Source organism: Streptomyces sp. WG5, assembly GCF_049974565.1.
Classification (GTDB): Bacteria; Actinomycetota; Actinomycetes; order Streptomycetales; family Streptomycetaceae; genus Streptomyces.
In genome coordinates this window covers 42,117-55,705 of sequence record NZ_JBNGGC010000025.1, presented here as the reverse complement: position 1 = coordinate 55,705, position 13,589 = coordinate 42,117, and the positions used below count along the sequence as shown (strand labels likewise).

The 13,589-nt window shown below is 74.2% G+C and carries 11 protein-coding genes and 1 pseudogene; 10 read left to right on the top strand and 2 right to left on the bottom strand.

Translation table 11 applies throughout. From position 1 onward, the window contains the following. The first annotated feature begins 218 nt into the window (after positions 1–218). From ACP4IX_RS24830 to pcaD, 7 genes are read left to right on the top strand one after another with little or no spacing between them, the layout of a single operon-like run. Positions 219–974: a CoA transferase subunit A gene (locus ACP4IX_RS24830; protein ID WP_426517389.1), complete on the top strand. Its 756-nt coding sequence runs from the start codon at positions 219–221 to the stop codon at positions 972–974. Further along, positions 974–1,618, top strand: a complete 645-nt coding sequence (locus ACP4IX_RS24825; protein WP_426556647.1) for a CoA transferase subunit B — start codon at positions 974–976, stop codon at positions 1,616–1,618. The genes ACP4IX_RS24830 and ACP4IX_RS24825 overlap by 1 nt, the downstream gene beginning before the upstream one ends. Next, positions 1,615–2,817 (top strand): thiolase family protein, encoded by a 1,203-nt coding sequence (locus tag ACP4IX_RS24820; protein WP_426556646.1) that lies wholly within the window; start codon positions 1,615–1,617, stop codon positions 2,815–2,817. The genes ACP4IX_RS24825 and ACP4IX_RS24820 overlap by 4 nt, the downstream gene beginning before the upstream one ends. Positions 2,818–2,840: 23 nt before the next feature. Continuing rightward, a complete protein-coding gene (pcaH, locus tag ACP4IX_RS24815; RefSeq protein ID WP_426517395.1) occupies positions 2,841–3,614 on the top strand; it encodes a protocatechuate 3,4-dioxygenase subunit beta in 774 nt (257 codons plus the stop codon). A 6-nt stretch (positions 3,615–3,620) separates the two neighbouring features. Next, positions 3,621–4,226 (top strand): protocatechuate 3,4-dioxygenase subunit alpha, encoded by a 606-nt coding sequence (gene pcaG, locus ACP4IX_RS24810; protein ID WP_426556645.1) that lies wholly within the window; start codon positions 3,621–3,623, stop codon positions 4,224–4,226. Continuing rightward, positions 4,223–5,551 (top strand): 3-carboxy-cis,cis-muconate cycloisomerase, encoded by a 1,329-nt coding sequence (pcaB, locus tag ACP4IX_RS24805; protein WP_426517399.1) that lies wholly within the window; start codon positions 4,223–4,225, stop codon positions 5,549–5,551. Before pcaG ends, pcaB begins: the two co-directional genes overlap by 4 nt. Before the next feature lie 2 nt (positions 5,552–5,553). Beyond that, positions 5,554–6,669, top strand: coding sequence for a 3-oxoadipate enol-lactonase (gene pcaD, locus ACP4IX_RS24800; protein WP_426517808.1), 1,116 nt, complete (start codon positions 5,554–5,556; stop codon positions 6,667–6,669). A 39-nt stretch (positions 6,670–6,708) separates the two neighbouring features. Here pcaD and ACP4IX_RS24795 read toward each other — a convergent pair. Further along, a pseudogene (locus ACP4IX_RS24795) lies at positions 6,709–9,382 on the bottom strand (ATP-binding protein). A 264-nt stretch (positions 9,383–9,646) separates the two neighbouring features. Between ACP4IX_RS24795 and ACP4IX_RS24790 the strand changes: the two are divergent. Then, on the top strand, positions 9,647–10,675 hold the full coding sequence (locus tag ACP4IX_RS24790; RefSeq protein ID WP_426556644.1) for a DUF2510 domain-containing protein: 1,029 nt from the start codon (positions 9,647–9,649) through the stop codon (positions 10,673–10,675). Between the two features lie 145 nt (positions 10,676–10,820). Here ACP4IX_RS24790 and ACP4IX_RS24785 read toward each other — a convergent pair whose 3' ends face one another. After that, positions 10,821–11,435, bottom strand: a complete 615-nt coding sequence (locus tag ACP4IX_RS24785; protein WP_426517405.1) for a TetR/AcrR family transcriptional regulator — start codon at positions 11,433–11,435, stop codon at positions 10,821–10,823. Positions 11,436–11,647: 212 nt separating this feature from the next. On the opposite strand from ACP4IX_RS24785, the gene ACP4IX_RS24780 reads away from it, so the two are divergent. Both ACP4IX_RS24780 and ACP4IX_RS24775 read left to right on the top strand, forming a co-directional pair. Beyond that, positions 11,648–12,454, top strand: coding sequence for a phosphatase PAP2 family protein (locus ACP4IX_RS24780; protein ID WP_426517407.1), 807 nt, complete (start codon positions 11,648–11,650; stop codon positions 12,452–12,454). Beyond that, positions 12,451–13,488: a hypothetical protein gene (locus tag ACP4IX_RS24775; protein WP_426556643.1), complete on the top strand. Its 1,038-nt coding sequence runs from the start codon at positions 12,451–12,453 to the stop codon at positions 13,486–13,488. Before ACP4IX_RS24780 ends, ACP4IX_RS24775 begins: the two co-directional genes overlap by 4 nt. Positions 13,489–13,589 lie beyond the last annotated feature (101 nt).

Below are 13,589 nucleotides of genomic sequence, written 5' to 3'. Positions count from 1 at the left end.
TCGTCGGTGCACTGACGATACATCGGACGGGCGGAGACTGCCCGAAGTCACATCAGGCGAGCCACCAGGCCTTTTGAGAGGTCTTGACGCCCTGCCCGTCCGGTGGCAGCGTGTGGGAAACCTCGCTGAAATACTCAGTGCCCTGATTAATTCGCCGATTCGCCGATTCGCCGATCGGTCCGCGATCCGGGGCGCTTGGAAGAGATGGGGCTTCTCGGATGGACAAGGTGGTGGCCACAGCCGCTGAGGCGGTGGCCGACGTGCCGGAGGGCGCATCGCTCGCGGTGGGCGGCTTCGGGCTGAGCGGTGTGCCGAACGTACTGATCCAGGCGCTGCACGAGCGTGGGACCGGCGGCTTGTCGGTGGTCTCCAACAACTGCGGGGCGATGGACTCGGGGCTGGCGGTGCTGCTGGCCGCGGGGCGGATCGCCCGGGTGACCGGGTCCTACATCGGGGCGAACAAGGAGTTCGCGCGGCAGTACCTGGGCGGTGAGCTGGAGGTGGAGCTGATCCCGCAGGGCACGCTGGCCGAGCGGCTGCGGGCCGGCGGGGCTGGGATTCCCGCCTTCTACACGCCGGCGGGGGTGGGCACGCAGGTCGCCGAGGGCGGGCTGCCGTGGCGCTACGACGGCTCCGGCGGGGTCGCGCTGGCCTCGCCGCCGAAGGAGGTCCGCGCGTTCGACGGGCGCGAGTACGTGCTGGAGCACGGCATCCGCACCGACTTCGCACTGGTGCGGGCGGCGAGGGGGGACCGGCACGGGAACCTGGTGTTCGCCAAGTCGTCCCGGAACTTCAACCCGCTGGCGGCGATGGCCGGGCGGGTGACGGTCGCCGAGGTGGAGGAGCTGGTCGAGCCCGGGGAGATCGACCCGGATGCGGTGCACCTGCCGGGGATCTTCGTACAGCGGGTGGTGGCGCTCACGGCCGAACAGGCCGCGGACAAGAGGATCGAACGGCGGACGGTGAGTTCCTGATGGCGTGGACGCGTGAACAGATGGCCGCGCGAGCGGCCCGGGAACTGCGGGACGGGCAGTACGTCAACCTCGGCATCGGGCTGCCGACGCTCATCCCGAACCACCTCCCGCGGGGCGTGGAGGTGACCCTGGAGTCCGAGAACGGGATCCTGGGCACCGGCCGGTATCCGACCGAGGCCGAGGTGGACCCCGACCTGATCAACGCCGGCAAGGAGACGGTGACGGTCCTTCCGGGCGCCTCCTTCTTCGACTCGGCGCTGTCCTTCGGCATGATCCGCGGCGGGCACATCGACGTCGCCGTGCTGGGGGCCATGCAGGTCTCGGCCGCCGGCGACCTGGCGAACTGGGCCGTCCCGGGCAAGATGATCACGGGGATCGGCGGCGCGATGGACCTCGTCCACGGTGCGCGCACCGTGATCGTGGTGATGACCCACACCGCCAAGGACGGCTCGCCCAAGATCGTGCGGGAGTGCGCGCTGCCGCTCACGGGCAAGGCGTGTGTGAACCGGGTCATCACCGACCTCGGTGTCCTCGACGTCGGCGACGACGGCCTGGTCCTGGTCGAGACCGCACCGGGCGTCGGTGTCGACGAGATCGTCGCCAAGACCGGCGCCGAACTCGTCGTCGCGGAGGGCCCGGCATGAAGGACGTCTACATCCTCGACGCGGTACGTACCCCGTTCGGCAGGTACAACGGCTCTCTGGCGGGCGTACGCCCCGACGACCTGGCCGCACACGCGATCCGTGAACTCCTCGCCCGCACCCCCGGCCTGGACCCCTCCCGGATCGAGGACGTGTACCTCGGCAACGCCAACGGCGCCGGTGAGGAGAACCGCAACGTCGCCCGCATGGCCGGACTGCTGGCCGGCCTGCCCACCACCGTCCCCGGCGTGACCGTGAACCGGCTCTGCGCCTCCGGCCTCGAAGCGGTGATCCAGGCCGCCCGTGCCATCGCCGTCGGCGACGCCCGGATCGCCCTCGCGGGCGGCGTGGAGTCGATGACCCGGGCGCCGTACGTGCTGCCCAAGTCGGACCGGCCCTTCCCCGCCGGGCACACCGAGCTGTACTCCACCACCCTGGGCTGGCGCATGGTCAACCCGCGGATGGACCCGCAGTGGACCGTCCCCCTCGGGGAGTCCGCGGAGCTGATCGCCGACAAGTACGAGATCTCCCGCGAGCAGCAGGACGAGTACGCCCTCGCCTCCCACCACAAGGCGGCGCGGGCCCAGGCGGACGGCCTCTTCGACACCGAGCTCGCGCCCGTACCCGTGCCGCGGCGCAAGGGCGACCCCGTCGACTTCGCCGCCGACGAGTGCGTACGCCCGACCGCCTCCCTGGAGGCGATGGCCAAGCTCAGGCCGTCCTTCCGCACCACCGACGGGACCGTGACCGCCGGGAACGCCTCGCCGCTCAACGACGGCGCGGCGGCCCTCCTCCTCGTCGACGAGGAGGGTCTGAAGGCCACCGGCCGCGAGCCGCTCGCCCGCGTCCGGGCCACCGGTGTCTCGGCGACCGACCCGCACTACTTCGGCCTCGCCCCCGTCGAAGCCGTGAACCGCGCCCTCGCCAAGGCCGGCCGGACCTTCGCCGACCTGGACGTCCTCGAACTCAACGAGGCCTTCGCCGCCCAGGTGCTGGGCTGTGTCGCCGAGTGGCCCGATCTCGACCCCGCGATCCTCAACCCCCAGGGCGGTGCCATCGCACTGGGCCACCCGCTGGGCGCCTCCGGTGCCCGCCTCGCCGGCACCGTCGCCCACCAGCTCGCCCGCAAGGGCGGCGGCACCGGCGTCGCCACCCTCTGCATCGGCGTCGGCCAGGGCCTCGCCCTCGTCCTCGACCGCTAGTCACGCCACCCACGGGAACCCCCATGACTCTCACCCAGCACGACATCGACGCGGAGATCGCGGCCGAGCACGCCGCGTACGAGAAGCGGGTCGCGGACGGCGCGCCCGTCGAGCACCACCCGCGCCGCGACTACGCCCCGTACCGCTCCTCGGTGCTCCGCCACCCGAAGCAGCCGCCGATCGCGATCGACGTCACCAAGGACCCGGAACTGGTGGAGCTGTCCTCCCCCGCCTTCGGGGAGCGGGACATCACCGGAATCGACAACGACCTGACCCGGCAGCACACCGGGGAGCCGGTCGGCGAGCGCATCACCGTGTCCGGCCGCCTCCTCGACCGGAACGGCAGGCCCGTGCGCGGCCAGCTCGTCGAGATCTGGCAGGCGAACTCGGCCGGCCGCTACGCCCACCAGCGCGAGCAGCACGACGCCCCGCTGGACCCGAACTTCACCGGCGTGGGCCGCACCCTCTCCGACGACGACGGCTTCTACCGCTTCACCACCGTCCAGCCCGGCCCCTACCCGTGGCGCAACCACGTCAACGCCTGGCGCCCGGCCCACATCCACTTCTCGGTGTTCGGCTCGGCGTTCACGCAGCGGCTCGTGACGCAGATGTACTTCCCGAACGACCCGCTCTTCCCGTACGACCCGATCCTGCAGTCCGTGACGGACGACGCCGCCCGGCAGCGGCTCGTCGCGACGTACGACCACAGCCTGTCCGTGCCCGAGTTCTCGCTCGGCTACCACTGGGACATCGTGCTCGACGGCCCGAACGCCACCTGGATCGAAGAAGGACGCTGACCCGCCATGACGAAGATCGACACCAGCGGCCCGAAGAACGTGCTGCCCACGCCGTCGCACACGGTCGGCCCGTTCTACGGGTACGCGCTGCCCTTCCGCGGCGGCGAGGACATCGCACCCGTCGGCCACCCGGACACGATCACCGTGCACGGGTACGTGTACGACGGCGCGGGCGACCCGCTGCCGGACGCGCTCCTGGAGGTGTGGGGGCCGGACCCGGACGGCAACCTGCCGACGGCCGACGGCTCGATGCGGCGCGACCCCGCCTCCGGCGGGTTCCTCGGCCGCAACGGCGTGGAGTTCACCGGCTTCGGCCGCATCCAGACCGACGCGAACGGCCACTGGTACGCCCGGACGCTGCGGCCCGGGGCGCGCGGCCGGAGCGCGCCGTACGTCGGCGTGTGCGTGTTCGCGCGCGGGCTGCTCGTGCACCTGTTCACCCGGATCTACCTGCCGGGCGACGCGGCGGTGCTCGCCGCGGACCCGCTGCTGTCCCGGGTGGACGCGGAGCGCCGCGACACGCTGATCGCCGCGGACGAGGGCAACGGGACGTACCGTTTCGACATCCGCCTTCAGGGCGAGGGCGAGACGGTCTTCCTGGAGTTCCAGTGACATCAGCTCCCGACACGGGCCTGCTCGCCCCCGGCTGGGCGGGCTCACCGGCCGCCGACGCCACCGACGACCACGCCTGGCTGGGTGCGCTGCTCGACGCGGAGGCGGCGCTGACCCGCGCTCAGGCCGCACTGGGCCTCGCCCCCGCCGAGGCGGCGACCGCGGTGACCGACGCGGCGGACCCGGACCGGTTCGACGTCCGCTCCCTGGCCGGGCGCGCCCGCGGCGGCGGGAACCCGGTGATCCCGCTGGTGGCCGACCTGACGAAGGCGGTCGGCGAGGAGTACGGGCCGTACGTGCACCGGGGCGCGACCAGCCAGGACATCCTGGACACGGCGACGATGCTGGTCGCCGCCCGCACCCTGGACCTGCTGCTGCCCGACCTCGGCCGTACGGAGCGGGCGCTGGCGCGACTGGCCGCCGAGCACCGGGACACGGCGATGCCGGGACGGACGCTCACCCAGCACGCCGTGCCGACGACCTTCGGACTGAAGGCGGCCGGCTGGCGCACGCTGGTGCTCGACGCGCGGGACCGGGTCGCCGCCGTGCGCGACGCGCTGCCCGCCCAACTCGGCGGCGCGGCGGGCACCCTGGCCGCCTTCGGGGCGTACGGCGCGACGGAGCCGGCCGAACTGCCGACGGCGTACGCCCGTGAACTCGGGTTGCGGGCGCCCGTGCTGCCCTGGCACACGCTGCGCACCCCGGTCGCCGACCTGGCCGGCTGCCTCGCCTTCACCGCCGGCGCGCTCGGGAAGACCGCCGCGGACGTGCTCGTCCTCTCCCGTACCGAGACCGCCGAGGTCGCCGAGGGCAGCGGCGGCGGCTCGTCGGCGATGCCGCACAAGGCCAATCCCGTACGGTCCACGCTGATCGCGGCGGCGGCCCGGCGTGCGCCGCAGCTCGCGGCCACGCTGTACGGGTCGCTGACCGCCGAGGACGAGCGGCCGGCCGGGGCCTGGCACGCCGAGTGGGAGCCGCTGCGGGACCTGCTGCGGCTGACCGGCGGCGCGGCCCGTGACGCCGCGGAGCTGGCCGAGGGGCTCCAGGTCCGCCCGGACGCGATGCGCGCGCACCTCGGCCTCACCCACGGGCTGATCGTGTCCGAGCGGCTCTCCGCCGAACTGGCGCCGGTGCTCGGGCGGGCCCGCGCCAAGGCGCTGCTCACCGAGCTGGCCCGGCGGACGTACACCGAGGACCGCGGTCTTGGCGAACTGCTCGCCGAGGTACCGGAGTTGTCCGGCCTCGATCTCGGCTCCCTGACCGACCCCGCCCGTTACACCGGCTCCGCGGGAGCCCTGACCGACCGTGCTCTGGAGCGACGTTGACCATGCTCAACCACCTGTCCGAAGGCCCCGCCACCGCTCCCCCGCTGCTGCTCGGGCCCTCGCTGGGCACCTCGTACGCGCTGTGGGACCAGGTGGCGCCCGAGCTGTCCATCGCGCACCGGGTGATCCGCTGGGATCTGCCGGGGCACGGAGGTTCGGCGGCGGAGCTCATCGGGCCGGGCGCCACCGTCGGCGACCTCGCCGGCCTGGTGCTCGCGCTCGCCGACTCGCTCGGGGTGGAGCGGTTCGCCTACGCGGGCGTGTCACTGGGCGGCGCGGTGGGACTGCATCTGGCCGTGCACCACCCGGAGCGGGTGTCGTCGCTGGCCGTCGTCTGCTCGTCGGCGCACTTCAACGGCGCGCGGGCGTGGCAGGAGCGGGCCGCGACGGTGCGCGCGGAGGGGCTGGCGAAGCTCGCTCGGAGCGCGGACGACCGCTGGTTCACGCCCGGGTTCACCGTGCCGACGCTGGTGCGGGACCACCGGGACGCCGATCCCGGGGCGTACGCCGCCTGCTGTGACGCGCTGGCCGCCTTCGACCTGCGGGACCGGCTCGGCGAGATCACCGCGCCGACCCTGCTGATCGCGGGCCGCGAGGACCCGGCGACACCGCCCGCGCATCTGCGGGAGATCGCCGACGCGGTGCCGGGCGCGACGCTGACCGAACTGCCGGGGGCCTCGCACCTGGCGCCGGCGGAGCGTCCCGAGGCGGTGCTGACCGCTCTGCGGGCGCACTTCGACGGCGGCGCCGGCCGGGGCATGGCGGTACGGCGCGAGGTGCTCGGGGACGCGCACGTGGACCGGGCACAGGGGCGGCAGACCCCGTTCACCGCCCGGTTCCAGGACTTCATCTCGCGCTACGCCTGGGGCGAGATCTGGACCGACGAGACCCTCTCGCGCCGCGAGCGCAGCATGGTCACCATGACGGCGCTGGTCGCGCACGGCCACTACGAGGAGCTGGCCATGCACGTACGGGCGGCGCGGCGCAACGGGCTGACGCCGGACGAGATCGGCGCGGTGCTGCTGCAGACGGCGGTGTACTGCGGGGTGCCCGCCGCGAACTCGGCGTTCGCGACGGCCCAGCGGGTGCTGGCCGAGGAGGACGGCGCCGGAGGCTGAGCCGCCGGCGTCCCCGTGGGCCGACACCGGCCCCTCGGCTCACGGGCCCGCCGCCAGTGCCTCGCGGGCCCTCGCCACCAGCCCGTCCGCGCCGCACGAGTCCGCCAGCGCCAGGCCGCGGCGCAGCTCGGCCGCCGAGCGGGCGGCGATGCCGTACTCCACGCGGGCGGCGGCGTGCTCGTACTGGCAGGGTGACGCCTCGAGATAGGCGACGGCCTGGCCGGCGAGCCGGACCGCGCGCTGACCGGTCTCCAGCGCGGCGGCGCAGCGCAGGGCCTCGCCTATGGCGGTGTCCGTGCCGAAGCGCTCGGCCTGGCGGCGTGCGTCGGAGGCCAGCCGGGCGGCGCGGGCGGGGTCTTCCGCGGCGAGGGCCCGGGCGAGCTCGGCCGCCCAGGGAGCCACCACCGGGTTGTCCCGCCCGCGAGCGGCCGCCGCCTTCTCGGCGGCCTCCAGTTCGTTGATGCCTTCCTTGGTGCGGCCCGTGGCGAGCAGCAGCCGCCCGCGTACGGAACGGGGCTCGGGCAGCACGATCGTGGTGGGGTACGGCGGGTCGAAGCCGTACCGGTCGGCGACGGACCGGGCCTCCTCGACATGGCCGCGGGCGAGCAGCGTGTCGATCAGGTTGCAGACCGCGGACCAGTACATCGGCAGGCCACGGCCGACGCGCTCCGCGACGCGCAGTGATTCGCGCAGGGTCGCCTCGGCCTCCCTGAGGCGGCCCCGCCTGCGGTGGCCGAGCCCGACGTAGGTGTACGCGAGGGCGAGGTGGCCGCCGCTCCAGCCGGCGGTCTCGTAGGCGCGCAGGGCCTCGGTGAACAGTGCCTCGGCGCGGTCGAGCCGATCGGTGTAGGCGTAGCAGTTGGCCAGCATCATCGGCAGTTCCAGGCCCCACTCGTTGTCGGTCCAGCCGAGGCCTGGAGCGAGGCGGCCGTTGACGAGGGTGCGGTCGCACAGCTCGACGACCTCCTCGGCGTTCTCGCCGTGGGTCATCGCGTCGAATCCGCGCAGGATGAGCAGGGCGCGCTCGGTGTCGTCGCGGCCGGTGCAGGTCCGGGCGAGTTCGGCGAGGTGCGCGGAACGGCCGGGTGAGGACGTCTCGCCGGGGTGGATGCCCTCCCACATGTACTGGACGGCCCGCATCCGCAGCCGGGCGGACGGGTCCGGGTTCCGGGCGGCCTCCGCCTCGACGGTGCGGACGGCCTCCTCCAGCTGGTTGTTGTGGAGCAGGGCCTCGGAGAGCCGGAACACGGCGTTGACGCGTTGGTCGCCGTCGAGGCCGGGCATGGCGAGGGCGGTGCGCAGGTGGCCGATGGTGGTGGCGGGCGCGGTGAGGAGGGTGGCGCAGCCCAGTTCGTAGAGGACGCGCGCGTGGATGTCGGGCAGCGGTGGTTCCCGCAGGGCGCGTTCGAGGCAGAGGCGGGCCGCGTCGGGCGCGCCGACGGCGAGGTGCTCGCGGGCGGCGTCGCGCAACTGACCGACGACTTCCGGGTCGTCGTCGGGATGCACCCGGAGCAGGTGGCGGGAGGCGGCCGCGGCACCGAGCCGGGAGTCGGTGACCAACTGGGCCGCTATGCCGTGCATCGCCGTGCGCAGCGCGTCGGGGATGGAGTTGTAGACGGCGGTGGCGATCAGCGGGTGGACGAACTCCAGGTCGCCCGCGTCCGGTTGCCCGGCGGCGGGGTCGGGTGCGGAGAGGATGCGTGCGCCGCGGAGCAACTCGGCGCAGCGGGCGGCCTCGTCGCGGTCGAGGGTGGCGAGCCGGGCCACCATGTCGACGGTGATGCCGCTGCCGAGGATGGCGGCGGCCCAGGCGAACCGGGTCGATTTCGACGCCGAGTTGCTCCAGGCGGGCGACGAGGCCGCCGCCTCGGGCGGAGCGGTTCAGGGCGCGCAGTTCGGAGGCCTCCGCCTCGACCGGTTCCAGTTCGCTGTCCTGGACCTTGGCGAGGAGTTCCACGGTCTCGTAGGGGTTGCCCCCGGTGACGGCCCACACCTCGCGGCAGAACGCGGCGTCGGCGTGGTCGCCCAGCGTGGAGCGGGTGAGACCGGCCGTCGCCTCGGGTGTGAGCTCGTTGAACGGGGCGAGGAGGCGGCCCACGGCGGCGGCCGCCTCCAGGTGGCGGGCGCTGTCGCCGCTGACGTCGCCGGGGCGGCGGGCGATCACGACCAGCACGGAGATCTCGTCGAGCCGTTCGGCGAACGCGGCGAGCCAGCGCAGGGTCTCCTGGTCGGCCCAGTGGGCGTCGTCGATCAGCAGGACCAGCGGCCACTCCCGGCGGGCGAGCCGGCGCACGGCGGCGACCAGTCCCTCGCACACGCTCTGCGGGTCGGCCTGCCGGTCCCCGGGGTCCGCGATACCGAGGGCGGGGCCCGCGATGTCGTACCAGTCGCCGAGGTACTCGCGCGCTTCCTCCGGGAGCATGGACACCAGCGCGGGCTGGAGCAGTTGGCGTACGACGTTGAAGGGGACGGACCTGAGGGTCTCGCCGCCGCGCGCCGACCAGACGGTGCAGCCCCGGGCCTCCGCGATCCGGCGGGTCTCGGCGAGCAGCGCGGTCTTGCCGAGTCCGGCCTCGCCCCGGGCTTCCAGGAGGCTGCCGGGGGACGTGCGGTCCGCGCACAGTGTGTCGACCGCCTGTGTGAGGGTGGCGACTTCCTCGTCGCGCTCCCACAGGGCGGCCGAGGCGGCGGACCTCCGCCGTACCTCCGTCATCCCGCTACCTCCCCGAGTCGCCCGAATGACGTACAGACCTCGAGCCTAGCCGTCCGATCGCGTCAGTGGTGGGGTGTCGGGGCGGCAGTTGCCGCGACGGGTGACATGCGGTAAAGCGCGGACGACGCGCCGGGCCCGTCATCAGCGACGGTACCGGGCGACGTCCGTCAACTCGCCGTGAACGGCGCCGGCACGGCGGGCGGCCCGGCGAGCCGGCGCGGGGTCTCTCATCCCGCTTTCACCGACGCCTCATACGGTGGGCACATGACGCAGGTGACTCCCCCCGGGTGGTACCCGGACCCCGGACAGAAGAATGACGGTCCCGCCACCGAGCGCTGGTGGGACGGCAAGGCGTGGACGGACCAGGTCCGCCCCGCGGGGCCGGCCGCCGCGTGGGCACCTCCTGCGCAGCCGCCCGCGCAACCGCCGGTGCACGAGGGCGTGCCCGCGTACGGGGCCGGGCCCGCGCCGTACCCCGTGCACCCGGGCTATCCGGGGCTGCCCGTCCAGCCGCCGTCCGCCCGGCGGCACCGGCTGCGCACCGGCATAGCCGTCGCCGCCGCCGTGGCCGTGCTGGCCGGGATCGGTGTCGGCGTGTACGTGCTGGCCGACGACGGTTCGGGCGGTGACAACGTGTCCTCGCAGGCGGACCGGCGCGGCCCCGGCGGGCAGAACGACCCCTTCGGCGACTCGGGCGGCGGCGAGGGCGGCGAGCCGTCCGCCCCCGGCTCCCCCGACGGGTCCGAACCGCCCACGATCGACAGCGGATCGGTGACGGACCCGGTCAGCGGGATCAGCCTGCCCATCCCGGACGGCTGGTCCGGGCAGCGGTTGTCCGTCGGCGCGACGGTGACGTCGGACAACAGCTACCCGTGCCCGGGCGACACCTCCAAGACGTGCACCAAGGGCGGCGCCTACTCGGCTCCCGCGGTGGTGCTGGGCACGAAGGGCGGCACCGCCGAGGAGGTCGCGAAGGCCGACATCGAGGCGAACGCCGAGGAGTCCTACGGCGGCGAGTCCTACGGCGGGATCACCTCCCACGAGGAACTGGCGTCCAAGGCGGTCACGGTCGCCGGGCAGAAGGGCTACCTGGTCCGCTGGAAGGCGGTCACCGGCGAGGGTGCCGACGGCTACGTCGAATCGCTCGCCTTCCCGGCGCCCGCCGACCCCGAGCGCATCGTCGTCGTCCGGTTCGGCGTCGACGTCGGGGAGAACCAGTCCGTCATCGACGAGATCACCGAGGGCATCGAGGTGGACTCCTCCGGAGGCGGCGGCAACGGGCAGGACGTCTGACCTGCCCCGGACAGCAGTCGGCCGGGCGGGGCGCCCTTCCGCTCAGAGGGTGCCCCACCCGGCCGGTGGTGCGCGCCGCCCCCGTCCCCACGGTGCGGCGCGGGCAGGCCGCCGTCCAGTCATCCCACGGACGGCGGCCTGAGTCTCAGGGGAGGCCGAGCGCCGGCAGCACGACGGCCTCCACGAACCGGACGAGGTACGCCGCGTCGGCCTGCTCGCCCTCGACCACGGGCCGCATCCGCAGCATGCCGAACATCTGCGCGGGCACGTACTCCAGGGCCGGGTGGCCGGCGGGGACCTCTCCCCGCGCGACGCCGCGGTCGAGGATCTCCCTCAGCGCCGCGATCTCCGGCTCGACGAGCGCCTCGCGCAGCGCGCACTGGAGCTCCGGGTCCTGCATGACCGCGTGGCCGAGCGCCTGGAGCAGCCCGGTGTCCCTGGCCGCTCCCTCACCCGCGGCGCGGGCCGCCTGGCGCAGGTCCTCGGCGAGCGACCCCGTGTCGATGCCGACGAAGCGCACCCGGCGGTGGGAACGCAGCGCCGCGGCGACGAACTGCGGCTTGGTCTTCCACTGCCGGTAGAGCGTGGACTTGCTGCACCGGGTGCTGGCGGCGATGCCGTCCATGGTGACGGCGTCGTAGCCGCAGGACCGGATCTGTTCGAGCACGGCGTCGAAGAACTCCTGCTCACGCTCCGGCGTGATCTTGGAGCGGCGCGAGACGCCGGCCGTGTCCGGTCGGTCCGCGGCCTGCGACGTCATCGGTCCTGCTCCTCACTCGGTTCCAGCGGCGGTACAGCGGCGCTCCAGCGGCCTGTACTCCAGTGTGTCGTATGTCCACCGATACGCCAGTGTACCGGTACACCAGCGTATCGGTACACTGGCGTATCGGAACGAGGTCGTATCGATGAGAACCGTCACACGCCCCCGTACCTGTGAGCCACACGCACCACCGTCAGCGAAGGGGCCGGGGGATGAACGCCCGCAGCGAGCCTGCAGAAGCGGCACCGGACGCGCACCCGCGCCCGCCGATCGTCCGCGAGGTCCTGCTCGTGGCCGGGCTCTTCCTCATGTACAAGTCCGGCCGGCAGCTGGCGACCGGCCACACCGCCGACGCCTTCCGCAACGCCCGCCACGTGTGGGACTGGGAACGCGCGCTACGGCTGCCCGGTGAGGGCACGGTGCAGTCCCTGCTCCTGCACGGTGACACCCTGATACACGCGGCGAACACCTACTACGCCACGGTCCACTTCCCGGCCACCGCGGCCTTCCTGGTCTGGCTCTACCTGCGGCGGCCCGCGCATTACGTCTGGGCCCGCCGGGCCCTGGCCGCGCTGACCGCCGCCGCGCTGGTGCTGCACCTCCTCTTCCCGCTCGCCCCGCCGCGGATGCTGGGCGCCACCGGTCTGATCGACACCGCCCGCGTGTTCGGCCCCTCGGTGTACGGCCCGCCGGGCACCGACCAGTTGTCGAACCAGTTCGCGGCGATGCCCTCGCTGCACTTCGGCTGGGCCCTGATGCTGGCGGTCGGTCTGATCGTCGCGACGCGGTCGCCCCTGCGGTGGCTGTGGCTGCTGCATCCACTGGCGACACTGCTGGTGATCGTGGGCACCGCGAACCACTACTGGCTCGACGTGCTCGTGGCCGCGGCCCTGCTCGGTCTCGCGCTCGCGGTGATCCGCGTGCCGCGGCGGCCCCGGTGCGCCGTGTCGCACCGCCGGCCGGAGTTCCGGCCCGGGACAGCGGCGGAACGGCACGAGCTGGTGGGGGCGGGCCGATGAACGCCGCGCTGATCGCCGTCCTGCTGTCCCTGGTCTCCGCCTGCGCCTACGCCGCAGCGGCCGTCGCCCAGGAGCGTCTGGCCTCCCGCAGCACCGGCACGGGCGCCCTGCGGATGCTGACCACCGGCGCCTGGTGGTGGTCGGTCGCGCTCAACGCCGCGGCCGCGCTGCTGCATGTCGCGGCCCTCAAGTACGGCCCCCTGACCGTGGTGCAGCCCCTCGGTGCGCTCACCCTGGTCGCGGCGGTGCCCCTGGGGGCACGGCTGGCGGGCCGGCGGGTGAGCGCGGTCGAGTGGAGAGGCACCGGGCTGACGCTGCTCGGGCTGGGCGCACTGCTGCTCACCGCGTCCGGTCCCGCGCCCGACGACGTGCTGAGCGTGCCCGAGGCGCTGGTGGTCTCCGGCGCGACGGCGGCGCTGATCGGCATGCTGTCGCGGCCCGGCGCCCGGCCGGGCCTGCGGCACGCGACCGCGTCCGGCATCGCCTCCGGAGTCGCCTCGGCGCTCACCCAGACCGTCACGGTCGCCGTCACGGACCGCTCGGGCCCGCTGCTCAGCGCGCAGGTGATCGGGGTGGCGGTGCTGGTGGCGGCCTTCGCGGCGGGCGGACTGCTGCTGTCGCAGACGGCGTACCGGGGTGGTCTCGGTGCCCCGCTGGCGGTGGTGACGCTGGCCAACCCCCTGGCCGCCGCGGTGATCGGGCTGTCCCTGCTCGGTGAGCGGCTGCGGGGCGGCGCGGGCGGGATACTGCTCGCTCTGACCGGTGCGGCGCTGGCCGCCTGGGGCGTGGTCCAGCTGAGCCGGGCGACGCCCGGGCGGCCCGCTGACACGGGGGCGATGGCCGCCGTACCGGTACTGGAGCCGGATGCGGCGGGACGGGAACCGGCCGGCCGACGGACGGCGACGGAACAGGCGGCGGCGCATCAGGAACCTGCGGGAACGGCAGCGGTGGGACAGGCGGCGGCGGGGCCGAGGCAGGCGGGACCGGTGCTGGTGCCCCGGCAGCCGGAGCCGGGGCACCTGACGCGGCTGTAGGGCCGCCCGGCGGACATGCCACGGACCGCGGGGTCCGGACGCGCGGCCCGGCATGCCCGCCCCGGTCTGGCGGGCGCCGCTCCCGTTCCGGTGGCGGGGGG

Coding starts and splice junctions, on each gene's coding strand:
- ACP4IX_RS24830 (WP_426517389.1), top strand. CDS start 219: ATGGACAAGGTGGTGGCCACAGCCGCTGAGGCGGTGGCCGACGTGCCG.
- ACP4IX_RS24825 (WP_426556647.1), top strand. CDS start 974: ATGGCGTGGACGCGTGAACAGATGGCCGCGCGAGCGGCCCGGGAACTG.
- ACP4IX_RS24820 (WP_426556646.1), top strand. CDS start 1,615: ATGAAGGACGTCTACATCCTCGACGCGGTACGTACCCCGTTCGGCAGG.
- pcaH (WP_426517395.1), top strand. CDS start 2,841: ATGACTCTCACCCAGCACGACATCGACGCGGAGATCGCGGCCGAGCAC.
- pcaG (WP_426556645.1), top strand. CDS start 3,621: ATGACGAAGATCGACACCAGCGGCCCGAAGAACGTGCTGCCCACGCCG.
- pcaD (WP_426517808.1), top strand. CDS start 5,554: ATGCTCAACCACCTGTCCGAAGGCCCCGCCACCGCTCCCCCGCTGCTG.
- ACP4IX_RS24790 (WP_426556644.1), top strand. CDS start 9,647: ATGACGCAGGTGACTCCCCCCGGGTGGTACCCGGACCCCGGACAGAAG.
- ACP4IX_RS24785 (WP_426517405.1), bottom strand. CDS start 11,435: ATGACGTCGCAGGCCGCGGACCGACCGGACACGGCCGGCGTCTCGCGC.
- ACP4IX_RS24780 (WP_426517407.1), top strand. CDS start 11,648: ATGAACGCCCGCAGCGAGCCTGCAGAAGCGGCACCGGACGCGCACCCG.
- ACP4IX_RS24775 (WP_426556643.1), top strand. CDS start 12,451: ATGAACGCCGCGCTGATCGCCGTCCTGCTGTCCCTGGTCTCCGCCTGC.